The organism is Actinoplanes sp. CA-252034 (assembly GCF_050956125.1).
In the GTDB taxonomy this organism is placed as follows: Bacteria; Actinomycetota; Actinomycetes; order Mycobacteriales; family Micromonosporaceae; genus Actinoplanes.
The window spans coordinates 190,001-215,897 of sequence record NZ_CP191846.1; the positions used below are offsets into that span (position 1 = coordinate 190,001).

24 protein-coding genes, 1 tRNA gene and 2 rRNA genes (1 of these 27 only partly in view) are annotated in these 25,897 nt (G+C 66.2%); 14 read left to right on the forward strand and 13 right to left on the reverse strand.

The features are described 5' to 3' along the window. Positions 1-2,660: ribosomal RNA gene (locus ACQPZW_RS00885) — 23S ribosomal RNA — on the forward strand; it begins 449 nt to the left of the window's first position. A 124-nt stretch (positions 2,661-2,784) separates the two neighbouring features. Further along, positions 2,785-2,901: ribosomal RNA gene (gene rrf, locus ACQPZW_RS00890) — 5S ribosomal RNA — on the forward strand. Between the two features lie 247 nt (positions 2,902-3,148). On the opposite strand, the gene ACQPZW_RS00895 is transcribed toward rrf, so the two are convergent. Beyond that, complete coding sequence (locus ACQPZW_RS00895) at positions 3,149-4,360, reverse strand: phytase (RefSeq protein ID WP_433792956.1); 1,212 nt, start codon at positions 4,358-4,360, stop codon at positions 3,149-3,151. Between the two features lie 1,034 nt (positions 4,361-5,394). After that, positions 5,395-5,661 (reverse strand): hypothetical protein, encoded by a 267-nt coding sequence (locus ACQPZW_RS00900; protein ID WP_433792957.1) that lies wholly within the window; start codon positions 5,659-5,661, stop codon positions 5,395-5,397. 228 nt (positions 5,662-5,889) lie between these two features. On the opposite strand from ACQPZW_RS00900, the gene ACQPZW_RS00905 reads away from it, so the two are divergent. Next, the gene (locus tag ACQPZW_RS00905) at positions 5,890-6,636 is read left to right on the forward strand and encodes a hypothetical protein (RefSeq protein ID WP_433792958.1); all 747 of its coding nucleotides are present in this window, start codon (positions 5,890-5,892) and stop codon (positions 6,634-6,636) included. Positions 6,637-6,663: 27 nt separating this feature from the next. Here the strand turns inward: ACQPZW_RS00905 and ACQPZW_RS00910 are convergent, their stop codons facing one another. The 7 genes from ACQPZW_RS00910 to ACQPZW_RS00940 all read right to left on the reverse strand — a co-directional run bounded on the left by ACQPZW_RS00910 (position 6,664) and on the right by ACQPZW_RS00940 (position 12,519). Then, positions 6,664-7,269 (reverse strand): hypothetical protein, encoded by a 606-nt coding sequence (locus tag ACQPZW_RS00910; RefSeq protein WP_433792959.1) that lies wholly within the window; start codon positions 7,267-7,269, stop codon positions 6,664-6,666. A 540-nt stretch (positions 7,270-7,809) separates the two neighbouring features. Then, entirely contained in the window at positions 7,810-8,556 is a 747-nt protein-coding gene (locus ACQPZW_RS00915) for a transposase (protein ID WP_433797365.1), read from the reverse strand. Further along, a complete protein-coding gene (locus ACQPZW_RS00920; RefSeq protein ID WP_433792960.1) occupies positions 8,445-8,978 on the reverse strand; it encodes a transposase in 534 nt (177 codons plus the stop codon). The genes ACQPZW_RS00915 and ACQPZW_RS00920 overlap by 112 nt, the downstream gene beginning before the upstream one ends. 505 nt (positions 8,979-9,483) lie before the next feature. Next, on the reverse strand, positions 9,484-10,392 hold the full coding sequence (locus ACQPZW_RS00925) for a hypothetical protein (protein WP_433792961.1): 909 nt from the start codon (positions 10,390-10,392) through the stop codon (positions 9,484-9,486). Next, complete coding sequence (locus ACQPZW_RS00930) at positions 10,389-10,952, reverse strand: RNA polymerase sigma factor (RefSeq protein WP_433792962.1); 564 nt, start codon at positions 10,950-10,952, stop codon at positions 10,389-10,391. The genes ACQPZW_RS00925 and ACQPZW_RS00930 overlap by 4 nt, the downstream gene beginning before the upstream one ends. 219 nt (positions 10,953-11,171) lie before the next feature. Continuing rightward, entirely contained in the window at positions 11,172-11,882 is a 711-nt protein-coding gene (locus tag ACQPZW_RS00935; RefSeq protein WP_433792963.1) for a hypothetical protein, read from the reverse strand. Between the two features lie 10 nt (positions 11,883-11,892). Next, positions 11,893-12,519 carry a hypothetical protein gene (locus tag ACQPZW_RS00940; protein WP_433792964.1) on the reverse strand — a complete coding sequence of 209 codons (627 nt, stop codon included), beginning with the start codon at positions 12,517-12,519 and terminating at the stop codon, positions 11,893-11,895. Positions 12,520-12,941: 422 nt separating this feature from the next. Between ACQPZW_RS00940 and ACQPZW_RS00945 the strand changes: the two genes are divergently transcribed. The 4 genes from ACQPZW_RS00945 (at position 12,942) to ACQPZW_RS00960 (ending at position 16,259) form a co-directional block, all read left to right on the forward strand. Continuing rightward, a complete protein-coding gene (locus ACQPZW_RS00945; protein ID WP_433792965.1) occupies positions 12,942-13,169 on the forward strand; it encodes a hypothetical protein in 228 nt (75 codons plus the stop codon). A gap of 390 nt (positions 13,170-13,559) precedes the next feature. Then, positions 13,560-14,279 carry an IS6 family transposase gene (locus ACQPZW_RS00950; RefSeq protein WP_433792966.1) on the forward strand — a complete coding sequence of 240 codons (720 nt, stop codon included), beginning with the start codon at positions 13,560-13,562 and terminating at the stop codon, positions 14,277-14,279. 602 nt (positions 14,280-14,881) lie between these two features. Further along, positions 14,882-15,115 (forward strand): hypothetical protein, encoded by a 234-nt coding sequence (locus tag ACQPZW_RS00955; protein ID WP_433792967.1) that lies wholly within the window; start codon positions 14,882-14,884, stop codon positions 15,113-15,115. Beyond that, the gene (locus ACQPZW_RS00960) at positions 15,105-16,259 is read left to right on the forward strand and encodes a sigma-70 family RNA polymerase sigma factor (RefSeq protein WP_433792968.1); all 1,155 of its coding nucleotides are present in this window, start codon (positions 15,105-15,107) and stop codon (positions 16,257-16,259) included. The genes ACQPZW_RS00955 and ACQPZW_RS00960 overlap by 11 nt, the downstream gene beginning before the upstream one ends. A gap of 34 nt (positions 16,260-16,293) precedes the next feature. Here ACQPZW_RS00960 and ACQPZW_RS00965 read toward each other — a convergent pair whose 3' ends face one another. After that, on the reverse strand, positions 16,294-16,869 hold the full coding sequence (locus tag ACQPZW_RS00965) for a hypothetical protein (RefSeq protein WP_433792969.1): 576 nt from the start codon (positions 16,867-16,869) through the stop codon (positions 16,294-16,296). Positions 16,870-16,987: 118 nt separating this feature from the next. Between ACQPZW_RS00965 and ACQPZW_RS00970 the strand changes: the two genes are divergently transcribed. The 5 genes from ACQPZW_RS00970 to ACQPZW_RS00990 all read left to right on the forward strand — a co-directional run bounded on the left by ACQPZW_RS00970 (position 16,988) and on the right by ACQPZW_RS00990 (position 22,796). Next, complete coding sequence (locus ACQPZW_RS00970) at positions 16,988-17,254, forward strand: hypothetical protein (RefSeq protein WP_433792970.1); 267 nt, start codon at positions 16,988-16,990, stop codon at positions 17,252-17,254. After that, positions 17,247-20,915: a M4 family metallopeptidase gene (locus ACQPZW_RS00975; RefSeq protein WP_433792971.1), complete on the forward strand. Its 3,669-nt coding sequence runs from the start codon at positions 17,247-17,249 to the stop codon at positions 20,913-20,915. Before ACQPZW_RS00970 ends, ACQPZW_RS00975 begins: the two co-directional genes overlap by 8 nt. A gap of 445 nt (positions 20,916-21,360) precedes the next feature. After that, positions 21,361-21,432 (forward strand) — tRNA-Lys (locus ACQPZW_RS00980). Between the two features lie 85 nt (positions 21,433-21,517). Then, positions 21,518-21,850, forward strand: a complete 333-nt coding sequence (locus tag ACQPZW_RS00985) for a hypothetical protein (protein ID WP_433792972.1) — start codon at positions 21,518-21,520, stop codon at positions 21,848-21,850. Between the two features lie 508 nt (positions 21,851-22,358). Further along, on the forward strand, positions 22,359-22,796 hold the full coding sequence (locus ACQPZW_RS00990; RefSeq protein WP_433792973.1) for a hypothetical protein: 438 nt from the start codon (positions 22,359-22,361) through the stop codon (positions 22,794-22,796). A 5-nt stretch (positions 22,797-22,801) separates the two neighbouring features. Here ACQPZW_RS00990 and ACQPZW_RS00995 read toward each other — a convergent pair whose 3' ends face one another. Next, positions 22,802-23,578 (reverse strand): L,D-transpeptidase family protein, encoded by a 777-nt coding sequence (locus tag ACQPZW_RS00995; protein WP_433792974.1) that lies wholly within the window; start codon positions 23,576-23,578, stop codon positions 22,802-22,804. Between the two features lie 128 nt (positions 23,579-23,706). On the opposite strand from ACQPZW_RS00995, the gene ACQPZW_RS01000 reads away from it, so the two are divergent. Both ACQPZW_RS01000 and ACQPZW_RS01005 read left to right on the forward strand, forming a co-directional pair. Next, complete coding sequence (locus ACQPZW_RS01000; protein WP_433792975.1) at positions 23,707-24,306, forward strand: CGNR zinc finger domain-containing protein; 600 nt, start codon at positions 23,707-23,709, stop codon at positions 24,304-24,306. A gap of 42 nt (positions 24,307-24,348) precedes the next feature. Continuing rightward, positions 24,349-25,140, forward strand: a complete 792-nt coding sequence (locus tag ACQPZW_RS01005; RefSeq protein ID WP_433792976.1) for a zf-HC2 domain-containing protein — start codon at positions 24,349-24,351, stop codon at positions 25,138-25,140. On the opposite strand, the gene ACQPZW_RS01010 is transcribed toward ACQPZW_RS01005, so the two are convergent. Together ACQPZW_RS01010 and mscL are read right to left on the reverse strand one after the other, a co-directional pair. Next, entirely contained in the window at positions 25,137-25,370 is a 234-nt protein-coding gene (locus tag ACQPZW_RS01010; protein ID WP_433792977.1) for a hypothetical protein, read from the reverse strand. The genes ACQPZW_RS01005 and ACQPZW_RS01010 overlap by 4 nt on opposite strands. Positions 25,371-25,430: 60 nt before the next feature. Next, positions 25,431-25,883 carry a large conductance mechanosensitive channel protein MscL gene (gene mscL, locus ACQPZW_RS01015; protein ID WP_433797366.1) on the reverse strand — a complete coding sequence of 151 codons (453 nt, stop codon included), beginning with the start codon at positions 25,881-25,883 and terminating at the stop codon, positions 25,431-25,433. Positions 25,884-25,897 lie beyond the last annotated feature (14 nt).

Genomic DNA, 25,897 nt, shown 5'->3' on the forward strand with positions numbered 1-25,897 from the left:
AACACCCGAGTAGCAGCGGACTCCTAGAATCTGCTGTGAATCTGCCAGGACCACCTGGTAAGGCTGAATACTTCCTGGTGACCGATAGCGGACAAGTACCGTGAGGGAATGGTGAAAAGTACCCCGGGAGGGGAGTGAAATAGTACCTGAAACCGTTCGCCTACAATCCGTCAGAGCCTTTAGGGGTGATGGCGTGCCTTTTGAAGAATGAGCCTGCGAGTTAGTGGCATGTGGCGAGGTTAACCCGTGTGGGGTAGCCGTAGCGAAAGCGAGTCTGAATAGGGCGCTTTTAGTCGCATGTTCTAGACCCGAAGCGGAGTGATCTAGCCATGGGCAGGTTGAAGCGTGGGTAAGACTGCGTGGAGGACCGAACCCACCAACGTTGAAAAGTTGGGGGATGACCTGTGGTTAGGGGTGAAAGGCCAATCAAACTCCGTGATAGCTGGTTCTCCCCGAAATGCATTTAGGTGCAGCGTCGCGTGTTTCTTGCCGGAGGTAGAGCACTGGATGGTCTAGGGGGCCCACAAGCTTACTGAAATCAGCCAAACTCCGAATGCCGGTAAGTGAGAGCGCGGCAGTGAGACTGCGGGGGATAAGCTTCGTAGTCGAGAGGGAAACAGCCCAGATCGCCAGCTAAGGCCCCTAAGCGTGTGCTAAGTGGAAAAGGATGTGGGATCGCATGGACAACCAGGAGGTTGGCTTAGAAGCAGCCACCCTTTAAAGAGTGCGTAATAGCTCACTGGTCAAGTGGTTCCGCGCCGACAATGTAGCGGGGCTCAAGCACACCGCCGAAGCTGTGGCATTCACACTTTACCCCGCTCCAGGACTTGTTTCTGGGGTGCAGGTGTGTGGATGGGTAGGGGAGCGTCGTATGGCGGGTGAAGCGGCGGAGTGATCCAGCCGTGGACGCCATACGAGTGAGAATGCAGGCATGAGTAGCGAATGAAGGGTGAGAACCCCTTCCGCCGGATGACCAAGGGTTCCAGGGCCAGGCTAATCCGCCCTGGGTGAGTCGGGGCCTAAGGCGAGGCCGAGAGGCGTAGTCGATGGATAACGGGTTGATATTCCCGTACCCGCAAAAGAGCGCCCAAGACGAACTTCGTTGTACTAACTACTTGAACAATTCAATGGCTTCGGCCGGCGATGCGGGAGACTAGGACCTTGACGGGTAGTAGTTTAGCGATGGGGTGACGCAGGAAGGTAGATGATCCCGGCCGGTGGTTGTGCCGGGGTAAGCGTGTAGGACGTACCGTAGGCAAATCCGCGGTGCATATAGTCTGAGACGTGATGCCGAGCCGTTCTGGTGAAGTCATTGATCCTATGCTGCCGAGAAAAGCCTCTAGCGATGTTCTGAGCGGCCCGTACCCTAAACCGACACAGGTGGTCAGGTAGAGAATACCAAGGCGACGGGTGAACTGTGGTTAAGGAACTCGGCAAATTGCCCCCGTAACTTAGGGAGAAGGGGGCCGGACGCGTGAAGCCCCTTGCGGGTGGAGCGTGGTATGGCCGCAGAGAGCAGGGGGAAGCGACTGTTTACTAAAAACACAGGTCCATGCCAAGTCGTAAGACGATGTATATGGACTGACGCCTGCCCGGTGCTGGAACGTTAAGGGGACCTGTTAGCTCTTCGGGGCGAAGCGGAGAACTTAAGCGCCAGTAAACGGCGGTGGTAACTATAACCATCCTAAGGTAGCGAAATTCCTTGTCGGGTAAGTTCCGACCTGCACGAATGGCGTAACGACTTCCCCACTGTCTCAACCACAGGCCCGGCGAAATTGCAGTACGAGTAAAGATGCTCGTTACGCGCGGCAGGACGGAAAGACCCCGGGACCTTTACTATAGCTTGACATTGGTATCCGAATTTAATTGTGTAGGATAGGTGGGAGCCGGTGAAGCTCGGACGCCAGTTCGGGTGGAGGCATTGTTGAAATACCACTCTGTTGGGTTTGGGTATCTAACTTGCGGCCCTGATCGGGTCGAGGGACAGTGTCTGGTGGGTAGTTTAACTGGGGCGGTTGCCTCCTAAAGGGTAACGGAGGCGCCCAAAGGTTCCCTCAGCCTGGTTGGCAATCAGGTGTTGAGTGTAAGTGCACAAGGGAGCTTGACTGTGAGACTGACGGGTCGAGCAGGGACGAAAGTCGGGACTAGTGATCCGGCACTTGCGTGTGGAAGCGGTGTCGCTCAACGGATAAAAGGTACCCCGGGGATAACAGGCTGATCTTCCCCAAGAGTCCATATCGACGGGATGGTTTGGCACCTCGATGTCGGCTCGTCGCATCCTGGGGCTGTAGCAGGTCCCAAGGGTTGGGCTGTTCGCCCATTAAAGCGGTACGCGAGCTGGGTTTAGAACGTCGTGAGACAGTTCGGTCCCTATCCGCCGTGCGCGTTGGATACTTGAGAAGGGCTGTCCCTAGTACGAGAGGACCGGGACGGACGAACCTCTGGTGTGCCAGTTGTTCCGCCAGGAGCATGGCTGGTTGGCTACGTTCGGAAGGGATAACCGCTGAAAGCATCTAAGCGGGAAGCCTGCTTCGAGATGAGGTATCCCACCACCTTGAGTGGGTAAGGCTCCCAGCTAGACTACTGGGTTGATAGGCCGGAGATGTAAGCACGGTAACGTGTTGAGTTGACCGGTACTAATAGGCCGAGGGCTTAACCACCCTATACATTGCGCTTGCGTCCACTGTGTGATTCACAGCAAACGAACAACCACCTTGACGGTTGGTCGGCCAGGAATGGCCGGCTCCGGAGAGTTGCTGGTTCTTCGCTGTTGCTGAAAGGTGTTTCGGTGGTCATAGCGGAGGGGAAACGCCCGGTTACATTCCGAACCCGGTAGCTAAGCCCTTCAGCGCCGATGGTACTGCACTCGGGAGGGTGTGGGAGAGTAGGACGCCGCCGGACTCAACGTATGGAAAGGCCCACCCGGGTAACGGGTGGGCCTTTCTGCTTTCCCGGGGCAATCCGGAGCCGTGCCAGGCCGAATGCCGGCGGACGGGTTACCTCGCTGGACGCGGAGCGGGCTGGGTGCCGTCGCGGCGCAGCCGGGAGCTCGGTGGTGCGGTTGTGGGAGTTGTGGCACGTACCGAATCTGGGTTTTGAAAAGGCCGGGCCTCTCCGCGGAGAGAAGCCCGGCCTGGTTGTCTCTGCGTCAGGAAGGCAGGCCCAGCGAGCGCCAGTCGACGAACTTGAAGTTCGTGCTGGTGCGGCCGTCCGCCGGAGTGTTCTCGCCGTCGTGGAGGACCAGGAGGCCCCTCGGGTAGCCCGGGAGGGCGACCGCGGTGACGGCGGCGCCGTCGGAGTGCTGGACGCCGTCGACGTTGCGACCGTCGGTGACCGAGAAGATGGTCAGCGGCTTGTTGGTACGGCGGTCGTAGACGAAGAAGCGGCTGTCACCTTGACTGGAAACGATCAGGTAGCCGCTGCGCTTGCCGGTGGGGTAGATGGCGGCGCCTTCGACGTCGGCGGTGATGCGGCCGCCGAAGCCGTTCACATACTCGACGGTGCACTCCTCCGTCTCCGGGTCGTAGGTGGCCGGCTGGCCGAACTCGCGGACCCGCTCGACCACCCGCGGGATGCTGCTGAACGTGCCGCCGGTCAGGTTGATGCGCCAGAGGGCGACGTCCTCCTGGGCGGCGTAGAGCACGCCCGCCTCCGCGTCGATGACCATGCCCTCGACCTGCGGGTCCTCGCCGGGCTCCAGGCACGGGGTCCAGCGCTCGCCGTTCGGCAGGCGGAACTCGCGCGGCAGGTCCAGGGTGTCGGTGGTGCGGTAGGTGACCTTTCCGTTCTTCTCCTCGAGTCGGAAAATGCCCAGCCGCGTGCTGTGCCGGCGGCTCACCACCGCGTAACGGTCGTAGACGGCGACGCCGTAGCCGGTCGCCTGCTCTTCGACCTCGGCCTCGTCCTTGGAGAAGAGCAGCGGGACATCGGCCGAAGTGATGTCGGTGAGGCCGTTCGCCTCGATCTTGTAGATGCGCAGCTTGTCGAGGCCGCGGTCGGTGACGACGGCGACGTCGATCCTCTTCCGGCCGAGCTTGAAGCCGCTCAGGATGTCGACGTTGTTGAAACGGCCGCCGTCGGGTGTGGCGATCGACTGGATCTCGCGGCCTTTGAGGTCGTAGACGCGCAGGCCGCCGTTCTTGGCGGTGCCGATGACCAGACTGCGGCCCTTGTCAGCCGGGTTGATCCAGATCGCGGGGTCGTCGGCGTCCGCGTCACCGCCGGCCTCGTCGTCGAAGAGGCTCGGGGTCTCGACGGTAGCGGTGATCTCCCGGGGCGGGCGCTCCGCCGCATACGCCGGGAAACCGGCGGCCAGAGTGGTCAGGGCGACGAGCGCGGCAATGCCGGTGGTCCGTTGCATGACCGGTGACGATTCCCGATCCACCTGACCAGGGGGTGGCTGATTGTTGAACACCGAATCCCCCGTTACCTATCCGTGACCGTGATTCCCGAGCGAAGTCGTCGCTCTTCGCATCGCACCTGATGACGGATTGAACAGTAGCCGAGGGAAGGTAACAAGAGATGCGACCGATGATCGCCCCGATCGTGACCCTGGTAGGCGCGGTCACGCAGGCGGTGGTCCGCCGATCAGGGACAGGCCGTTGGAGTCAGCGCGGCGATTTCTCCCTGGTTCTATCCGCACAGGTAGTGACACTTGTCACCGCAAGGGCTCGATTCCGGAGCGAGAGCCCGCCAGTGGGCCACGTTGGTTCGCGGTGCTGCTTCCCGTGATGCTGTGCTCGACAGAGCGCATTTCCCTGTGAGATCAGGGCGATACTTGATCGATGCCACAGATCAACCTGACGAAAGTCCTCGAGGCGACCCACGCCAGGTCGGATTGCGGCTCCGAGGTCGCTCGCCCGTGGGCCCGGTCCGGTTGCCGGAGCCCGAGGCGGCAACGAGGCCCCGCGCACGTCGGAACACCCGAGAATGGCCTCTGAAATGCGGAAACACGTGCTTCGGGGTATCCCGGTGGGCTTCAAGGTCGTACGCCGGCAGTCTGTCTGCTGCGGGCTGCTAGCTCAATGGCAGAGCTGTGGACTTTTAACCCCAGATTAGCTTCGCTGACTCCCTGACCTCCCCGTTGACCTGGATGTTTGCGCCTGCCTTGCATCCACTGTGTACCCCGGCTGCTCCTGTCTTGCTCGGCGGTTGAGATCCGGATAGGGCAAGTTCGAGTGGGACTTCGACACTAACGTCGCTGTCTCCGCTCGTCGGTTTCGCCAAGCCGCGCCTTCTTGCTCCGGAGCCGATATCGCTCGCAGATTGGCGCGCCGTCCGGAGCGGCGATACCCATGCAGACGGCGGTGCGCCGGCAGTACTACTGCCGGCACACCGCCGCTATCTGTGGTGCTCGTAGGTCTCTCGACCTGGACGGGATCTGCGAACTGACGGTCAGTCGAATTGCAGTGTTAGCCGGATCCATATCACCGTGGCCGCTGCCATGGCAGCAATTCCCCACCATCGGGCGCGGGGTAGTAGAAACCACCAGGCGGTGACCGGCCCGGCCAGGCAGGCGAGGGCACCGATGCTGTACAGCGCGAACCACAACTGCCAGGGGTCCTCAGCGAATCGTCCGCCGCCGTATTGGACCAAGGCCATGAAGCCACAGGCAAAGCCTCCGACGGCGCCCACAGCCATCAGTGCACCGGCGATGGTCACGCGAACCGGCAGGGGCAGCCGCGGTCGTCTGCCGCCAGAGGCTGGGGTGCCCATGAGTGACGCTAACACCTCACTCATCGGATGATCCGGACCTTGTCGGTACCGACGAACAGCCGCCGGATGAGGGCGGTGCCGGTGTGCGGGGCTGCAGACCCGGACACCGATGCCCGGGCACCCGGCCAAGGTGGGCCCCGGCAGGCGGTTGATCAAGGTCTTTATGTTGGGGCGGTGACAGCCACGAGAACGCTCGCCGTCGCCCTCGCCGCGGTACTCGGTGTGGGCGGCTGCGCGAAAGCCGGCACCAGCCCCGCCGAGACCGCACCGGCCGATGACGCCAAGGAGGTGATGCGTGTCGGCGACGCCGTCTACCTGCGCTACTTCCTGTACGGCAACGCGGAGCTGCGCGACCAGTACATGACGTTGTACAAGCAGCACGGCGCCACGGCGGCCCAGCTCAAGGACTTCGAGAAGATGAACGCGCTGCTGGACGGCAAGCGGTGGGTGCGCGCCGACGAGAAGAAGTTGACGGCGGCGGCGGCGATCGACGAGCAGAGCGGCCTGGACGCCATGACGCCGCTGCCGAAGGCCGGGGAACACGACCTGCCGAAGGTGGGCGCGCTGCTCACGGCGGTGACGACGGCGGCGCGGTCCGGCGACACGATCACCGGGACGCTCGACGCCACCAAGGTCGACCCGGACGCGAACCTGCTGTTCAGCGAGCCCACCTACCTGTACGGCCCGGCGGCGAGGACCATGTCGTACCAGGCGGTGCTGGACGGGCAGGAGCGGCTGACCGAGTTCACCGTGACGATGCCGAGCCAGCTGGTGTCCGAGCCCGCCGAGGGCCACGAAGCGGAGCCGCCGCTGGTCATCAAGATCTCGGGGTACGGCGAGACGGCCGCTCCCACCGCTCCGAAGGACGCGCCGGAGCTGCCGCAGTCCGCCTACGAGGTGCTGTCCCGCGACATCGACTGAGCTGATCGACCAGGGCTAGCTAGCTAGCTAGCCCTGGTCGATGACGTTACTGTCGGCGTTCTCGAAGTGGCCGATCCACTCCATGCCCGTCCATAGTTCCCACCGTCCCGGAATGTGCGGGGACGGATACATGCCGGGTGGATCGCCGACGGGGATCGGAGCGCGACGCACGGCCCCGGTCGAGGCGTCGAGCAGCCAGAGGCCTCGGAGATTCCACGGCGACCGCACTTCGCCGGTGATGCCGGTGTGGCCCTCGCCGAACCAGAATCCACCCGAGGACCAGTCCAGCGTGGCGTACCCGTGCCGGAACTCGGCGATCAACCGGTCACCGACACGGGCGAGCTGCCGACGAATCAGCAGGAGCATGAGGGCGGCGCCCAGGGTGACCGCGGCCATGACCGCGACTCCGGGGGCTCCAGCGCTGTCGAGGGTCTTGGCGAGCAGGATCGCTGTCAGGCCAGCGATGGCGGTCGTGGCGAGCAAGGTGCGGAACGCGGCGCGCGCGGTGGGCGTGACCAGGAGAGGCGGGGGTTTGGGCGGCACTAGGGGGATGCGGCCGGCTGCGCACGCCTCGGCGTAGCCGGCCGCATCCCGCGGTGGTGTCCTCGTCGTGTCGGGGCGCCTTGACATCATGTCCTCTAGTTCGACCAGATGCCTTGTCGAGGAGCCAAGGTCACCGGCACACATGCGGCCCTGGCCTGCGCCGTCTGCTGCGCGCTCCCGCTACTCATCACGGCCGGAGTGCTCACCGGGGCCGGTGCGGCGCTGCTCGAACATACCCTGCTCGCCCTCGCCGCGGTCTTGGCGGCCGCAGTGCTGGGCATGTGGTGGATGCACCGCCGACGTAGCACTCGCCGGGGCGCCGCAGTTGGCACCACGGGGGGTGCGGAAGCGGTACTTGTGGCTGCTGATCCGCCGGTCACCTGGCGGTATCCCGTCGGCCCGCGGATGCCGATGCCCGTCGTTGGTGGTTTCGCTAGTGGCGTCGTGTTCCCGGTGAGATGTAGGGACTGCCATGATCACCCGTATGGGGTATGACCTGCACATCACCCGGGCACTCAATTGGTTCGACAGCGAGCGTTACCCAATCCTGGGTGCCGAGGTTGACGCGTTGGTACGCGACGAGCCCGAGCTGAGCATCCTGCCCGACGAGCCGCCCCGGCCGGACTCCTGTTACCTCTTATGGAACTGCGCCGCCTCGGAGAGCGAGGGCGGGCTGTGGCTCCGCCGCGGCCAGCTCGAGACCAAGAATCCAGGATCGGAGTTGGTCCGCCGGATGACGGATTGGGCCACGCGACTGGACGCGTGGGTGCTCGGTGACGACGGCGAGGTGTACGAATGGGACGGCGAGCGGGTCTCCCACTGGGAACGCGAGCCGGAGGCCGACGAGTGGGACCAGCGCTTCCTCACCCGGGGCACGTCGTGGAGCGGCAGTAACGCGCAGCCGCCGATCCTGGCCGAGGAGTGGGCTGAGGTGGTTGCGGAGCAGCCGGACTTCGCGATGATGACGCGGATCGAGGCGACGCTGCCCTCCGGCACCCGCTGGATCACCTGCCCGCCGGTCGCGTGCTGGACCGGCCATCCGTCCGGCCGGCCGATACCGTTCTTCCACGACCGGGACGTGATCGAGGTACGCAACGCCGACGAACCGACGATCCACCGGATGGTGGCGCTCGCCCCCACGCTCGCCGCCAGAGTCATCGACGTCGAGGATCGGCCGGTATGACTCGACTGATGGGCCGTGACCGGGACGGATGAGGTATTCGGCATCCGCAGCGTTGGCAGGCCCTTGATCCCGGCATGGCGCATCAGCATCTCGACCGCGTTGTGTCCGACGATGATGCCGTGGCCGAGTCGGAGTTCGGCGTGGACCCTGCCTGCGCCGTAGGTACCGCGCGAAGCCGCATGGACTGCGCGGATCTGCTCGGTGAGCCAGGCATGGCGAAGCGAGCGGGCTGATGGTGGACGGCTGCGCCAGGCGTAATAGCCGGACACCGACACGTCCAGCACAGATCAACGGAGAACCCTTCAGCGGCCAGGGTGGTGATGGCCGCGTACCGAGCTTTTGGGGGCACCGCCTCCTTCAGCAGTTCGGCGGCACGGCGATGGATCGCCAGTTCACCTTCGAGCTCAGCGATCCGCCGAAGGGCCTTGCTCAGCTCGGCCAGCTCGGTCGACGTCACACCGGGCAGTTCGCCGTTGTCGATCGCCTCCTGCCGCCGCCAGACGTAGATCGTCTGACCGCTGATCTGCAAGTCGTTGGCGAGCTGGGTGACGGTCCTGCCGGCTTTCAGCAGGTCGAGGATCTTACGACGGAACTCGGGTCGACAGCTTCTCGGCACGGATCTCCTCCAGGAGCGACCGAGCATAGAAGATCACGCATGCCGACTCCGCGGAACCCGGGGAAGGTCATGGTGATGGGCGCCTTCAGCGTGTCTGGCAAGCGGTCACCGACGGCACGCTGCGCCAACTTTTCTGGCGTCGCCAGCACAAACGGCAGCGGCAACGCGGGTATGCGCATGTCGAAACGTTATCGTTCGAGATCAACTGTCCCTTTGGTCACGGGCTCGTACGGCTGCGTGAACACCAACATTTCGATCATGCGGTGTCCATCTGGGCGGCGTGCCGATCACCCAATCTGTCGTCGTAACGGCTCAGCACCGCTCGAATGTCCTGGACCATGGCGTGAACCTCGGCCGCCGCGGCATGTACGACGGTCTGGGAGCCGCCGAGGACGTCCAACCATTCGGGTAGCTCGCTGTGCCGTGACGCCTGAACGGCCTGGATCCGACCGAGCCAGTGGCGCAGCCCGTACGGTAGCGAAGCCGATCTCGTCAGCAGGTTCGGTCAATTGCCGATCCCGGCGGCCTTGAGTTGTGCTCGCAGGCCCGCGATTCCGGCCGACGGGTTTCTGCGCCAGCCCTCGGGCATGTTCTCGACTTGTTCGTAGGCCCCGACAACAGTCGCCCCTGTCGCCGTCGCGCTTTCGAAGAGCAGGCCCTGGGGGTTCGGTCGGATGAGGCGGGTGCCTGCTGGCCGTCCAGCGTTGTTGTTGGTGAGCCATCCGCCAGGGGGTGCCACCTCGGCGGCGTCCTCACCGAACACCAGGACCTTCGTGCCGGCTGGGATTGCCTTGGTGAAGTCCGCGACCGTGGCGCAGGGGATGTCGCCGGCGCAGGTGGGCTGGGGGAGTTCCACGTAGGCGAAGGCGTCACCGTCGCGGGGGCTCTCGTAGGTCTCGCTCAGGGAGACCTGCATGACCACGTGTTTCTCCTCGAGGCCGGGGCTGGAGACCACACGGCCCTGCGAGAAGCCCTTGACCTCACCGGCGAATACGGAGGTGATTCCCTCCGCCTTTGCCAGGTCCGCCGGGCTCTCGAATACCATGAAATCGGAACTACCGCTCTGGAAAACGGAGGTGTCGACCTTCCGTGCCATGGCGGCGGCGGATGTGGGTGCGGAGCCGGGTGACCGACTGAGCGGCGTCCCGCCGTCGGGCAACAAGCCCCCGGCTGCCGACACGAGGGCGGCCGCAACGACGGCCGCCGCTGTCGCCGGCAGCAGCCATCTGGTCTGAGACGAGCGTCCCGGCTTCTGCGGCCACTGCAACGACCACCGTCGCCGGACGGCCTGTCGTGGTGACCTGCTTTCACTCGCCAGTTCGGCCATGACTCGGTCACGCAGTGTCGCGGGAGGTCCGTCAGGGGCGTCCAGGTGGGCGCCGAGGCGGTTCAACAGGCGCTGGTCGTCGATCATGATTCCTCCATCGTGCGGGCCGGGTCGGCATTTCCCAACACCGTGCGAATCTGGCGACGAGCGCGGTTCAGCCTGGACCGTACCGTCCCGATCGCGATGCCCAGGGCGGTCGCGGTCTCCTCGTAGCTGAGGTCGCCCCACGCGATCAGCAGCAGCACGTCGCGGTCACGGGCTTTGAGGCCGGCCAGGGCGGCCGCCAGTACGCCGCTGGTGGCGGCGGCGCTGACCGCCTCCGCCACCCGATCGGCCAATCCTTCGTCAATCTGCGGGGCAGGCGCGGAGGCGGCCAGGCGCAACCACGTGGTCTCGACCCGGTGGTGCCGGCTGATCTCCTTGACCAGAATCCCGAACAACCAGGGCCGGGCGTCGGCACGGCTGAGGTCGTAACTGGCCCGGCGCCGGAACGCGGCGATGAAGGTCTCCGCCACCACGTCCTCCGCGGCCTCGGCGCCGAGACGCCGGAACGCGAACCGGTACAGCATCGGCGCGTACCGGTCGTAGACGAGACCGAACTCCTCCGGGTCACGGTGCGACGCCTCGATCACGGCTGCGTCGGACAAGCGCTGATCCATGTTCAGCGCCATGGGCGGCGCCGCTTCGTAGCAGCCATGCTTGATCCTCCAGTCGCGAACGGTGTGCTGATGTCTCGCCACCCGGGGCCGAATCGGTTCACGCGGCCCGGCCTGGAGACATCGGGCCTGCGCATGTCACGTGGTTCGGCGGCCCCTCATGGTGATGAAGGGCCGCCGGTCGTGCAGAGAGCCTGTGGGGAATCGGGATCAGTTGCCGATCTTGGCGGTCTTGAGTCTTGCCTTCAGGCCGTCGATTCCGGCGGAGGGGTTCTTGCGCCAGGCTTCGGGCATGTTCTCGACTTGTTCGTAGGCCCCGACAACGGCCGGCCCGGTCGGCGTCGCGCTCTCGAAGAGCAGGCCCTGGGGATTGGGCTGGATGAGGCGGGTGCCTGCTGGCCGTCCTGCGTTGTTGTTGGTGAGGCGTGCGCTGGGGGGTGCGATCTCGGGTGCGTCCTCACCGAACACCAGGACCTTGGTGCCGGCTGGGATTGCCTTGGTGAAGTCCGTGACCGTGGCGCAGGGGATGTCGCCGGCGCAGGTGGGCTGGGGGAGTTCCACGTAGGCGAAGGTGCCGCCGTCGCGCGGTCCCTTGAGGATCTCGTTCAAGGAGACCTTCATGACCACTCGTTTCTCCTCGAGACCGGTGCTGGAGACCACGCGGCCCTGCGAGAAACCCTTGACCTCGGCAGTCAGCACCGACGTGATGCCCTTTGCCTTTGCCAGGTCCTCCGGGGTCTCGAACACCATGTAGTCGTAGTCGATCCCTCGGAACACGGAGGTGTCGACCGTTCCGGCCGGCGTGGCGACCGCAGTTCCTTCCGGCGCGGTAGCCGCGGTGTCAGTCGTTGAGGATGTGCAGGCCGTGGTGGACAACCCGGCAAAGACAGCAATGGCAAGAATCCTGAGAGACTTCGGCACGCAGTTCACCCTAAAAGAATTTGTTGAAATGGGAGGTACGGTGGTGCGAGTTGTAGGTCTTGGAAGCGGTGTTTCCGGAGTCCTGAATGCCGCTCACCAGGCAGTCGGGAGAAACGGCCGATGTAGATTCGACGGGTCCGTTGAATGCGGCGTAGTGCGAGCCGCCAGCAGTATGCCCGAGCTCGTGGCAGGCCGTCTTGCGGTATTGATTGGCATCGTTCGTGGCGTAGGTGTCCATCGCGCCCTTGTTGAGGTTGACCACGTATCGGTCGCATTTGGAGTTGTACCACTTTGCACATTGAGCCCGGCCGAAAGTGGTCGAGCCGAGATCGCCGGTTCCCTCCCACTGGACGTCCGTCTGCCCCGAAGCGGCCGTAGTGTTACACGTTCCCCGAGCGGCGGAGGGAACCTCAGTGGAGCCGATCAAGGTGTACATCGATTCGCTGATATGCGTCTGAAAGACGCTGGGAAGACTGCTGCCGTAGCAGTAGTTGTGCCCCCCGCCATCGGGCGGCGAGTAGACGAAGTCGTCATCCGCCTGAGCCGGTCCGCCAATAGCGACGAGGGCTGTGACTGCGGCCGCCAGAACCGCGGAGAACTGACCGAGCCGCCGATAGGGCCGGTTGGATACCTGCATCAACACTCCGGGTGGGATCTGCGCCGGCTAGAGCTCCGGCCGACGCTTCATAAATGCCTTCTTTCGACGGGCGTCGCCATGCGGATGCCACCTGACATTTCCGCAGCAGCAACCGGTCCGCCGTCGCGGCAGGTGATTCGCAAAAGGTAGATGTCGGAATCGCAGCACGCCTCGTATTGGCAGCCTGGTTTGAGCTCCGTAGGACGAGGCAGTAAGGAAGAGGTACCGATAGGCTCGCTCTTGACAGTGGAAGTCAATGTCCGACCGGACAGACCTTCCGGAACCGGCCACGCTCCCAACCTCTACGCTGCAGCGATCTCCGTGTTCGTCGCCTCGTTTCCACTGCGACCGGCGAAAAGGTCCTGCTGACCGGTGCGGGCCGGACCTCGTCGTCTCCGTTCACCGATCAGGAGAAATATCAGGTGCGCGCGCTGGCCCGCGCACTCGGCGCCGACTACGACGCCGACGGTAAGCGATGGGTCCCGCTGGAGGCCCGGCCCGTCCCGCCCGTTCCCAGCGGTGCTGCCTGGTATTCCGCGCCGGAACAGAACCCCACCGGGTTGATCATCGGCGACGTCGGCGGCATGTACTTCTTCGTCTGCACGAGCTGCACAGGCCGGGCGTTCGCCTACCGCTTCGACAACTCGTGACTTCAGAATTCGGCATCCCCCGCCAGCGCTGGGTTTCCTGCCAGGCGAACTCGTTTGCAGCGTTGCACGGTCGGGCCGGCGTTCAACGCGCGCTCGCGCTTCCATCCGCTCGGCGGCAGTAGAGATGACATGCATCGGCTGTTGCGGTCGGTGGGGTGAGTCGAGGTTTCACTCTTCAGGGGAATTGACGCCCGAGGAAAGTGGAGGCCTCCTCGCCTCAGACGCAGGTCTCCCTGTGTTGGACATCGACGGTCACGGAGCTTGAGGAGGTCCCGAATGTCGATCGTAGGCGGGTTGGACATCCATCGGAAGCAGTTGACATGGCGCTGTTGCGTTGAGCGATCGGGATTTGTGGTGTCGCCTCGCCAGGCGTTCAGGCACCGTTGATCGGTGAGGTCCTCAGTCCGGTCGCGTTCGTGGTCTGCTCCGTCGTCGGCGTTCACCGGTTTCCGGTTTCCGCCGGAGGTGATCGTGGTGGCGGTGCGCTGGTACCTGCGCTACAGCCTGTCCTATCGCGACGTCGAGGAGTTGCTCGCCGAGCGTGGTGTCGAAGCCGATCACGTCACCGTGTATCGGTGGGTGCAGCGGTTCACGCCGCTGCTGGCTGACGCGGCTCGGTTCGCCCGGCATGCTCCGGGTGACCGCTGGTTCGTAGATGAGACATATGTGAAGGTCAACGGCGTTTGGCGGTACGTGTACAGGGCGATCGACCAGTACGGCCAGGTCATCGACGTACTGGTGTCAGCTCGGCGGGACGCTGCCGCTGCCCGCAGGTTCTTCACCCGCGCCCTGAAAGCGTTGAAGACGGTGCCAGTCCAAGTCGTGACCGACGCCGCAGCCATATACTCGGCCGTGCTCGCCGACCTGATCCCGACGGCCTGGCATCACGTCGAACGGTATGCGAACAACCCAGTCGAGGCCGATCACAGTCGGCTCAAACAGCGACTCCGGCCGATGCGCGGGTTACGAACCGACCGCACTGCTCAGACCGTGATCGCCGGCCACGCCTTCGTCCAGAATCTTCGCCGCGGGCATTTCGAGATCGCTACCGAGACGCCAACCCGGCTTCGGCTCGGCGCCGCGTTCGCCGAACTTGCCAAAGCGATCTGACCCGGCGGCCGGGCCATACCGAACGCGTCTCCCGACCGAACAATGCAACAGAGCCCGCCTGCCTCGGTCTGTCACCCACCGTCGCTCGGCCCGCCAATGCCGACGCTGAGGAATCAGGCAATAGCAGCCGGTTGCCTTCAGCGACGTGGGCGGCGCCGATGAGCACGATCGCATTGGCTTGCAGGGCGGCAAACCCACGAGGCCGGTGCGCAGCAAAACCTCGACGACGACAGGTGAAGCATACGAGGAATCGGTCTGGGCGGCGCTCAGCAGTTTCCCGGAGGACGGGTCGTCGAGGGCCTTCGACGGGGGATAGTCCTGCTTACGCTAACCCTGCGGCGCCTGGCGGCCGCGTTCACAGAACTCGCCCCAGCGATCTGACCTCGCCTCGGACCAGGCCGAACGCGTCTCCCGATCGCACAACGCAACAGCATGACGGTGTGCGGACGCTCTTCGTCGAAGCGCCGAGGGCCGGGCTGGCCTCCGTCCCGGGATGGTGCAGAAAACTTCCGACGGGGTCGTAACGGATTTGCGAGGTCGGTGCCCATAGCAGGTGAGGACGTCGGTGCATGGGCCGGCACTGGTCACCCTGTGGAGTGAACATGGATGAGCTTCAGTGGTTGATGCTGGTGGAGTGGGCGGTTCGGCTGGGTGTCTGGCTGCCGTTGGTGGTGGGCCGGCCGCGGCGTGCGCCGAGGGATCCGTATGCCGCGCTGACCTTGGCGGTGCGGCAGCTTCCTGCTGGCGGCGAGGCCGGTGGCCAGCTGCCGGATGGGACGGTTTGGTACGTGCGGATGCCGTCGGCGGGCTGCGGGGAGCGTCGTGATGGCCGTTGATCCGCCGGGCCCGTGGGCCGAGTTCGTCGATCTGCACCTGGAGGCGTTGACGCGCTTTGCGCAGAGCCAGCTTGCCCGCGGTCGGGTGCCGTCCGGCCGGTTGCAGGCAGAGGACGTCGTGCAGCACACGCTCGCCGAGGTATTTGCCCGCTGGCAGGAGATCCAGAGGCCTGAGCGGTACATGTTCACGGTGGCCCGCCGTTTCGTGCAGCGGGCCGTCCGCGAGGGACAGCGCTTCACCGGTGCGGAGCTGCCCGCCGACGCTGACGAGGCTGGCGTGGGTCTGACGTCGTCGATGTCGATGGCGACGGAGCGCGCGGCCCGGCCCGCCGAGTTCGGCGCCTACGACAGGATCGTGGCGCGCGGGCTGTACGCGGCGTTGGATCGGCTAAGCGGCCGGCAGCGCCGTGCTGTCGAGTTGTTGCACCTGCGTGGCGGCTCGCGGGAGGAGACGGCAGCGCAGATGGAGATCTCGGTTGGCGCGGTCTCGGCCCATCGCGACCGAGGCGTGCGAAAGCTGCGCGTGGAGTGCACTTCCTATCGGGGTTTGACCTGGCTGCTGGTGTTGGTTGCTGTTCTCGCGTCGACCGTCGTGCCGTGGGTGTGGCTGCGCGGCGCGCGTGCCTTCGAGGCGGCGGGTGATTCAGGCCCCGATGGCAGCGGCTTTTCGCCGCCGTTGTCGTGGGAGGAGGTCGACTGGTTCAGTGATGGCGGGTTCGTCCTGGCGCTGGCGCTGATCGTCATCGCCTTTCTCTGGTTCCTGTGGGGGCGGATCGCGGCGGTTCTTCGAGGCCGTCCAAACGCGCACAATGTGGGGGAGTTGGTGGCACAGCTGAAGATGGTGGCGCCGGCGACCGCGGCGAAAAGGCTGACGCTGCTGCCTGAGGCTCAGGGTCGTGAGGTGCTCGAGGCGCTCGACGACGTGAGGCTGGCCCGGATGTTGGAGGCGTTGTTCCAAGACCGGCAGGTGGGGGTCCTGCGCTACATCCTGCGCTGGCTGCCCTCGGATCGCCTTGTCGCCGTGTTGAAGGTGATGGACTCCAGTGTCAGCAGCGACATGGTCGCCGCGATGCGGCGATGGGAACAGCAGGCGATGTCGTCACGGGACTACGAGCAGCCTCCCTTCATCGGGAACCTCAGCTGATCAGACTTTCGTGCTGCTGAGTTCGTGCTCTCGATCACGCGGGCGCGGTGGCCCTGCCGTGGCAGCTCGAAGGCAGCGAGCCTCCGGGACGGCAACTGCTCGTCGTCGTGCCCGGCGCCGACTGCCGCACACCCACCGGCGCCGAGGTGACGTCCACGTCGGAGACGGTCACCGTCACGGTCTGGGGCACCGCGCGCAGCGCCTGCCCTAGCGGCGGGAGGCGCAACGCCATCGTCGGCGTCGATCTGCCGGAGCCGCTGAACGGCAGGACGCTCGTGCACGGCGGGTGAAGGGGTCGGGCCTCCGCGGCCCGGCCCCGCCGGTCAGCAGAGCAGGGCCGACCGGTCACCACGTTGACGCCGAACGTCGACGAGAAGTTCTGGATCTGCGTGAAGTTCATGTGCAGTCCGTTCTCGGTGTTGCCGCCGCTGATCAGCCCCACACCGACGAACTCCTCGAACGTGGCGGTGTGCCGCGCGTTCAGCTGGCTCTGCGCGGTCGCCTTGCTCGGGATGCCGGGCGGGGTGGGGGCGGCCGGGCCCGCGATCATGCCGGCGGTGAGGGCTCCAGCGGTGATGGCGGCGGCGAGCAGGTGGGGGGTGCGGCGCATGGAGTGCTCCCATCGAGGGTCCGGTCCTGAACAGACAGCACCAGGCATAGATGGAAGTCAGTGTGAACCTGGGAGGTGTTATCGCCGGACATCCCGTACACGTCCTACGGCCACCAGGATGGCAACGATCGCGCGTCCCGCCGAGGTCATCGAGAGTGGCAGTCGTCATCGTCGGCGTGTTGAGGTCATGACGGGCGCTTGGGAGCTCTGTCAGAACCTGCGCCGCGGACACTACGAGTTCGCGACCGAGACGCCACTCCGGCTCCGCCTGGCCGCCGCGTTCACCGAACTCGTCACCGCGATCTGGCTCCCGCCGTCTCGCCAGGGCGAACGCGTCTCCCGATCGAACAACGCAACAGCGCCCTCTCAACTGCGGGGTGCGTGAGATCGACTACGTCACGCACCGCACCCTCGACCTAAGTAGCTACTATTCGCCTTCATCGATTTTTACGGGGGCAAGAGTAGTGACGGTCAGGCGAAGCCATGCCCGTAAGTTCATCGCGATGGTTGCCGCGGCAGCTCTGATCGGGGCGGGAGCCCATGCCGCGGTGTCGCCCTCGGCCGGCGCCTCCGCAACGGTCGCGGCCGATCCGGCGCCCGAGTCGCCCACGCCGTCGTCGGCGGGTCGGCAAGACCAGGGTCGTGATGCCCAGCGCTCCCCTCGGCCCGTCCTGGTCGGCCGGTCCGTCGCGCCGGCCGCGAAGCCCGCAGTCGTCGAGGCCGCACGCGAGATGGTCCGGGCCAACAGGAAGGCCGTGCACGCCGTCGCGGGGGAGGAATACGAGGCTGACGACGTCGTCATCGACAGCAGCGGGGCCCGGCATGTGCGCTTCGACCGCACCTGGAACGGCCTTCGCGTGCTCGGCGGTGACTTCGTGGTTCACACCACCGACGCGGGCAGGTTCGCCGGCGCCACCATGGCTCAGGACGCCGCCGTCGACGTGTCCCGCACGCCCGCGGTGACGAAGCACGACGCGATCGCCACGGCTGGGAAGCAGACGCCCGGGTCGGCGGAGGCGCAATTGGTCGTCGACGCCCATCAGGGCGAGCCGGCGCTGGCATGGCAGGTGACGATCGCGGACCACCTCGTCGTGATCGTGGACGCCACCACCGGCCGTACCCGGCGCACGTACGACCTGACCAAGCACGCCGACACCGCGACCGGGCACGGGTTGCACAACGGTGAGGTCAAGCTGTCCACCACACGTACCGCGGAGGGCGTCTTCACGCTGATCGACCCGGACCGGGGTGGCAACACGACCCGGGACGCGCTGAACAGCCCCTCCGGGTCGACGCCGGCCAACTCCCGGGCGTTCATCGACGCCGACGACGTGTGGGGCGACGGCACGACCGCCGACCGGGCGACCGCGGGTGTCGACGTGCACTACGGCATGGCCCGGACGTGGGACTACTTCAACGACACCTTCGGCCGCGCGGGCATCAACGGCGACGGCAAGGGCGTCACGGCGTACGTCCACCACGACGTCGACTGGGCCAACGCATCGTGGAACGACACCTGCCTCTGCATGAAGTTCGGCGACGGCGACGCCCGCCGCAAGCCCTATACAGCACTCGACGACGTCGCACACGAGGTGACGCATGGGCTCACCTTCCGCACCGCCGACCTCGTCTATGCGGGCGAGTCGGGGGCGCTCAACGAGGCCACCAGCGACATCTTCGGCACACTCGTCGAGTTCGCGGCGAACAACCCGGCCGACGAGCCCGACTACCTCATCAGTGAGAAGAGCGCTCCGCAACCGCTGCGCTGGATGGACGAGCCGACCCGCGACCGCAAGTCGGTGTCGTGCTGGAGTCCCTCGATCAAGGATCTCGACGTGCACCGCTCGTCCGGTGTGGCCAACAAGTTCTTCTACAACCTAGCCGTGGGCAGCGGCGCGACACGGTGGGGCAGCAGCAGCCCGTGCGGCGGTGCGGCCCCGGTGACCGGCATCGGCAACGACGCGGCCGGCGCCATCTGGTACCGCGCCCTGACCACCTACATGGTGTCGAACACCGACTTCGTCGGGGCGCGGCACGCAACGCTGCAGGCGGCGGCCGACCTGTACGGCTCGGACAGCGCCGAGCGGTCCGCGGTGCAGGCCGCGTGGCTCGCGGTCGGGGTGGACGGTTCGGCCACCGTGCCCCCGTCGGACACCGCACCCGTGATCGACCCGGTCCGGTTCGCGCCGGCGCACCTCGGCACCCCGGTCCAGCATCAGCTGACCGGTCACGACCGGCAAGGACAGGCCATCCTCTGGTCGGCGGAGGACCTGCCGCCCGGCCTGACGCTCTCGGCGGAGGGTCTGATCAGCGGCACGCCGACGGCCAAGGGCGTGTCGTCGGTACGAATCCACGCAACCGATCCGGACGGCAACCGGACCGATGCGGCGGCCCTCTGGTACGTCACCGGACCGCCGACCGTGGCAGGGTTGCTGCCCACCTCGCAGACCTTCAACGTCGGCGTCGCGACCTCGTTCCGGGTGCACTTCGAGGACTACCCCGATTTTCGCATTCTCGGCCAGACCACGACGGTGACGGTGGAGACCACCGGGCTCCCTGACGGCCTGACCGCTACCGCCACCGTCGACCCCGATCTCGAATGGATGACCAAGGTGACCGTGGCGGGCACGCCGAGCACCGCGGGCACCGGGACGATCCGGTTCACCGCGACCGATCCCGACGGTGAGACGGCGACCTTCGCTCTGCCGTACACCGTCGGACCGCCGCTGGCACCCGCGACGCCGGTCGCGTATGTGTACTCCGGCGAGGTCGGCGGCACCGCGACCGTGACGTGGATCGAACCGGCTTCCGGAAGTCCCCAGGTCAACGGCTATGTCATCAAGGTCACGCCCGGCTCGGAGCAGGTGGTGCCGGCGACAACCCGATCGGTCGCCCTGACCGGTCTCGACCCGGCGCAGGCGTACGAGATCGGTGTTCGTGCCCGCGGCACCGCGATCGACAGCGCCGAAAAGATCCTAACGATGAAACCGGCCCAGCTGACGCTGTCGCCGTCGTCGGCGACCGTCGACCCTGGCGGCCCGGTCACGCTGACCGGCACGGTCACAGGTCCGCCCACTCTCGGCCGGCTCTTTCTGGAGCAGAAGGCCTCCACGGCGGGCACCTGGACGCGGGTCTCCGCGCTCACGGCGGATGCGGCGGGGGCGTGGAGACTCACGGTGCAACCCACCGTGACGACTGCCTACCGTGTGTCGTACCCGGCAGGCGCGATCGGCTGGTGGCCGAGCAGCAGTACGACCACGACGGTCCGGGTCGGTACGGCCGGTCCAGCGGGCAGCATCGTGTCTCCGGCGGCCGGCGCGCGTATCAGGGGCTCTGTCAAGGTCGTCTTCCGCGGTGCGGCCGACGTCGCCTCCGCCGAGGTCAACGGCGTGGCGATGCAGCAGGCGGGCAACGACTGGTCCGCGACCGTTGCACCGAGCGGCGGCCGGCTCGTGGTCGAAGCCACCGGCAAGGACGGCTACCACAGCCGATTCACCCAGACCGTGGTGGTCGACAACGACGGCCCGACCGCGACCGTGAACCCGAAGCAGAACACCCACGTCCGTGGCACCTTCACCACCTCGCTCACCGCTGTGAGCGACGCCTCCGGCGTGGCCAAGGCCGAGCTGTGGGCGAACGGGAAGTACTTGGGCGCCGGGTACACGAAGAAGGTCGCGACCGGCCGCAGCAACGGCACCGTCAAGCTCGTCTGGAAGCTGACCGACAAGCTCGGCAACACCCGCAGCTACACCCGGACCGTGATCGCTGACAACAAGGCCCCCTCGCTCTCGATCACCGCGGCGCCGGGCAACAAGGCGAAGGTCAAGGGAACCGTCAAGGTCGCGGTGAAGGCCTCCGACGGCTCCGGCATCGCGCGGATCGAGCTGATCGTGAACGGCAAGGTAGCAGCGACGGACACGACCGCCGGCTACGTGCTGAGCGTCAACACCAAAAAGCAGAAGAAGACCATGACGGTACGGATTCGCGCGTACGACAAGCTCGGCAACATCGCCTACACCAGCACCCGCACCTGGTACCGCAGATAGTGCAGCTCAGCCCAGGCGGTGTGTCAGCGGGGCGAGGCACACCAGCCTGGGCTGGCCATCTGCCGCCGATGACACGCGTTTCTGGCGGTCGGAGGCCGCTCCAGGTCTCCATGCCCCCATGCCGCGTCAGTCGGATCCCCCGCCCATCTGACGCCTACTATTCGGGTGCCGGGCGGCGGTGCACCTTCGTGAGGTTCTCCCCGAGCGATGACCACCTCTCGGCAGCTGAACAAACTGCCACCACACGCGCTCACCGCTCCGTCGAAACGGGGGGAACTCACTCCGCGGTCGCCGTCTCCGCCCCGTGCCTGGTCGTCCGCGCGTAGGCCAAACCGGGCTCGGCACCTGCCCGGTACCGCCGATAATCACCTGTGAGCTGCAGTAACACGTGCTTCGGGGTATCCCGGTGGGCTTCAAGGTAGTACGCCGGTAGTCTGTCTGCTGCGGGCTGCTAGCTCAATGGCAGAGCTGTGGACTTTTAATCCATAGGTTCAGGGTTCGAGTCCCTGGCGGCCCACTGAAACAGCAGGCCAGCACCGGTTCGCCGGGGCTGGCCTGATCTCTTCCCGCGGCCGTACAGCAGCGGCACTCCTGGAGGGGCAGTGACTACTTCCTGGGATGAGGCGGAACTCGCCCATCTGAGCGAGATCACCGGACTCGCCAGCCGGCTCGTCACTGCCGAAAATCCCTACGAGGTCGGCTTGCAGCTCTGGGGCGGTGCGATGAGCCATCCTGGGAAACTGGCCGGTGACGTGCAGGCGCTCTGGGGCTCCTTGACCGACTGGGTGGAGCGCAAGCCAGCCGAGCAGGATCTCGCCAGGGCGGAGATGGTGCGAGCGGCGTACGAGTGGTTGGCCCTCGACCTTTCGGCCCGGGGAACTGTGGACCGCTACTTGGACTACTGGCTGCACGACGCGTGCGGCTATGACCGTTAGTTGTGCCGGGTGCCAGCTGATTGACTTCTGCGGGTCGGGCCGGGTCGACTACTGCCTCCAACTGCGCGAGCCGACCTTCATCACCGCCCGGCAGACCTACTGGGTCGAGCACGAGACCGGCGAACTCTGCGTGGACCGGGGCGCCGGCCGAGTGACCCGGGACCCTGGGCGCACGCGGCTCGTCAGTGGTCAAGGCGCCGCGTAGGTCCGGCGCCAACCGGTCGCGCTCGCCAAGGGCGGTGGCCGGTATCAACCCCACACCGTTCGCGGCACGTGCAATCCGGCCCGGCCCCGGCGGCGTGCTCTGCTTTCCGCTCATGGTCGGCACAGGCCGGTCGAGACGCGGTCCCGGTGTTCCGCCTGTCGCAAGACCGACTCAAAAGAGATTAACCGGATACGTCGGAGATTTCGCGGCTCACCTTTGGGGTGTATTCGCTTGGGGTGTCGGGCTTTGCGTGCCAGGGTCGGAGGCGGGCCGCATCGGGCGGTGGTCAGATCGGAGAATGCCTTGGCGGTTTACGATCCTGGACAGCTGCTGGCCGGTTACCGGTCCATGTGCATGCTGGCCGGCCTCGTCGAGCGGGGTGGCCGACCGGCGGCGGTGACCCCGACGGTGCCGCTGTGGGCCGGTGAGAAGCAGTATGGATGGTTCCCGGTCGATGTGGTCGGGAGTGATCGGCTGCTCGCCGTGGTCACCAACCAGCGGCTGATCCTGGGCGACGAGTCGTTCATGTTGCGTGCGGTCACCAGCCTGCGGCCCCGGCCTGACGAGTGGGCGCTGACGCTGGACGTCCGCGGGCGTGAGACGGTGGAGATCGTCGGGCCGTGGGTGCCGTGGCTGGGTGTGGTGCTCTGTGCCGAGATCCACGGGGCGGCCTGGCCACCCGGATATGCGCCGGTGATTCCCGCGCCGCGACGGGCGCGGCGGCTGGAAACGGTGCGGTGAACGCGTCAATACACCCAGACCTGCGTTTTCAGGGGAATGGCGTCGTTCTTCCACAGCCAGTTCATCGCGGCTACGGAGACGCGGGCACAACCGTGTGACGCCGGGTAGGGCGGAACACTCGGGGCGCCGTGCACCGCTATGCCGCCGTTGAAGTATTTGGGGCGCCACAGCAGACCCAGCGGGGCGTTGCGCCAGCCGTCGATCTGGCGGCTCACCTTGAACTTCCCTCGCGGGGTGTCGGCCAGGTAGGTCTCACCCTCCTGCTGGTAATACTCGTTGGAGCCGGTCGACGTGTTGAAGGTCTGGGTGATCCCGCCATCGGTCACCAGGAGCAGCAACTGGCGTTTCAGATCGATCTCGACCATTTCCCCGGTAGTTGAGCGCGCCTTCGGGCGTACCCCCTGGTCCAAAGCTTTCTGGGTTTTGGGGCCGACCGTGCCGTCGCGGTTGATGCCGGCGGCTTTCTGCAGTGCGAAGACGGCCTGCTGGGTGGTCGAGCCGAATTTCCCGTCCGCCTTGCCGTTCCAATAGCCCAGCTCGGTGAGGCGTTGCTGCAGTGCTAAAACGTCGGGACCCTTGAGCCCGGTCTTCAATTTCCGTTTCGGCCCCGGCGATGCGGGGGCCGAGGAGACGGTGGGCGCGGGAGCCGGCTGCGACGGCGATCCGGTGGGCGAGCCAGGCGACGACGGCGAGGGTACGCCCGGAGTCGGCGCCGTCGCGGTCGGTGTCTCCGACTCGCAGCCGGCGGCGAGGGTCAGTGCCACCGCGGCCGCGATCGTCATCGCCAGAGCTCTACGCACAGCTGAAGTCTAGAGACTCATTCACGACCGTCCACCGATGAACGGCAATCGTCCACTCGCGCGGGTGGCGTTCCGGGCGCACGGGAAAAAGAGCCGAGTAGGCTTTGGATATGTCATGGAAGGCCAGCGCGCGACACGGCGTACGGGAGGCGCCGGGCGGTTTCGCTCTCGTGCAGGAGCTGCTGAATACTCGCCCGGCGATGTCCTATGCCCCTGATCTGCTGGCCAGCGTCGAGGACGCCCAGTGGTGGGTCACCGATGCGCTCGGCCTCTGGTCGCACGTGTCGGGGCTGCCGGGGCCGACTCTCCTGCTCTCCGTCGCCGATCTGCGGTCGATGCGCCGGCTGCGCAACGCTTTCGAGCATGTGGTGTCGGCGGGGGCGGGCCCGGAGGTGGACGAGGCGTTGCTGCCGCCGGCTGACGTCCAGGTGAGCCTGGTGCCCGACGGGACCGGGTGGGTGCGGGTCGTGCCGACCGGCCGTGGGGTGCGCTGGCTGGCGTCGGCGCTGTGGGCGGAGGCGCTGCTGGCCCAGCAGGCGGGGATGTGGCCGCGGCTGAAACTGTGCAACAACCAGGTGTGCCGTGCCGCCTTCTTCGACACGTCGCGCAACAACAGCGGCGTCTGGCACGACGTCAGCACCTGCGGCAACACGGCGAACCTCCGCGCCTTCCGTGAGCGGCGCCGGATGCTCGGCCACGAACAACAGTGACCCGGCGGGAACTCGGGCGGCCGCGCAGGCGACTATCAGGTCATGGCATGTGAGCGGTGGCGCGAGATGCTCTCCGCGCAGCTGGACGGCGAGGACGACCCGGTGACGCGGCCGCTGGTCGACGAGCACCTGGCCGGGTGCGCCGGCTGCCGGGACTGGCTGGACCGGGCGGCGGTGGTGAACCGGCTGACCCGGACCGCGCCTGTGTCGGAGGTGCCGGATCTGACGGCCGCGATCCTGGCGGCCCTGCCGGATCAGCCGCCGGCTCGGCGCCGGTGGCGCCCACGGGTGCCGGTGGCGACCCTGCTCTACGTGGCTCTGGCTCTGGTCGGGGCGGTGCAGCTGATCCTCGGGCTGACCCAGGTCGGGGGCGGGGCGACCGTGGACCATGCGCACAACGGGCTGGGTGCCTCGCAGGGGCACCTCTGGCACGAGTCGGCGGCATGGAACGTCGCGGTCGGTGCCGGCTATCTCTTCATCGCGCTGCGGCGGACCCGGCCGACGGGTCTGGTGCCGATGCTGACCGCTTTCGTCGGGATGCTGCTGCTGATCTCGGTCACCGATCTGACCGGCGGTCGCGTGGACATCGGCCGGCTGGTCGGCCACGGTTTCGTGATCGTCGGATATCTGCTGGTGGTGGCGCTGTCTCGTGGCGCCGGCGGGGAGAGCCGGCCGCCCGGCTCCCGGGTGGGTGTGGGCTGGCGGGCTCGTTTCGACGCCGAGACCCAGGAAGCCGAGGCCCAGGAAGAGGCTCCCCGGCCGGGTCTCCGGCTCCTGCCACCACCGCGCGGCCCGCTGACCGCGCGGCATCAGGACGACCACCGGGCGGCCTAGCGGTCGGCGGGCCGGACCGAGAGCTCACGCCACTCGTCGGGGCCGGCGAGGAGGGCGCGGACCATGTCGAGGGCCGCGTCCTCACTGTCGTACTCGAAGAAGTGCGACATCCCGTCCGAGCCGCCGGCGCGCTGCTCGACATACCACTGATCACCGCTGGTGCGTAAGTAGACGTCCTTGCGGGCCAGCCGCCCCCACTTGCTGTTCCACCAGTGCTTACGCTGCTCCATCCCGGCACTGTATCGAACATGTGTTCTAACCGTGCCGGGAGGGCGGATCTTTTCAGCTCGTCAGCGGGGCTGCTCGGGATACGGCCTCTTGAGGACGTCATCGAGGGCGCTGTTGGAGACCTGGTGGCCCTGGCCACGCAGCAGAGCGTCCCGGATCTCGGTGAGCAGCTTGACCTCCTCGCTGGGCGACTTCGGCGGCGGCTCCTCACCGCGACGACGGCGCTCGGCCAGGCGGTTCAGCGGCATGACGACGAAGAAGTAGAGGACCGCGGCGGTCAGCAGGAAGGTGATGAGGGCGTTGAGAAACGCGGCGTAGGTGAAGATCACACCCTTGACCGGCTCCCACGAACCCTTGAGCTCTCCAGTGCCGCCCGAGATCAGCTTGATCAGCGGTTCCAGGAACGACTTGGTGAAGCTGGAGACGACCGCGGTGAACGCAGTGCCGATCACGACGCCGACCGCTAGGTCGACGACGTTGCCGCGCATGATGAAGTCTTTGAAGCCTTGGAACATCTTGCTCACGGGCA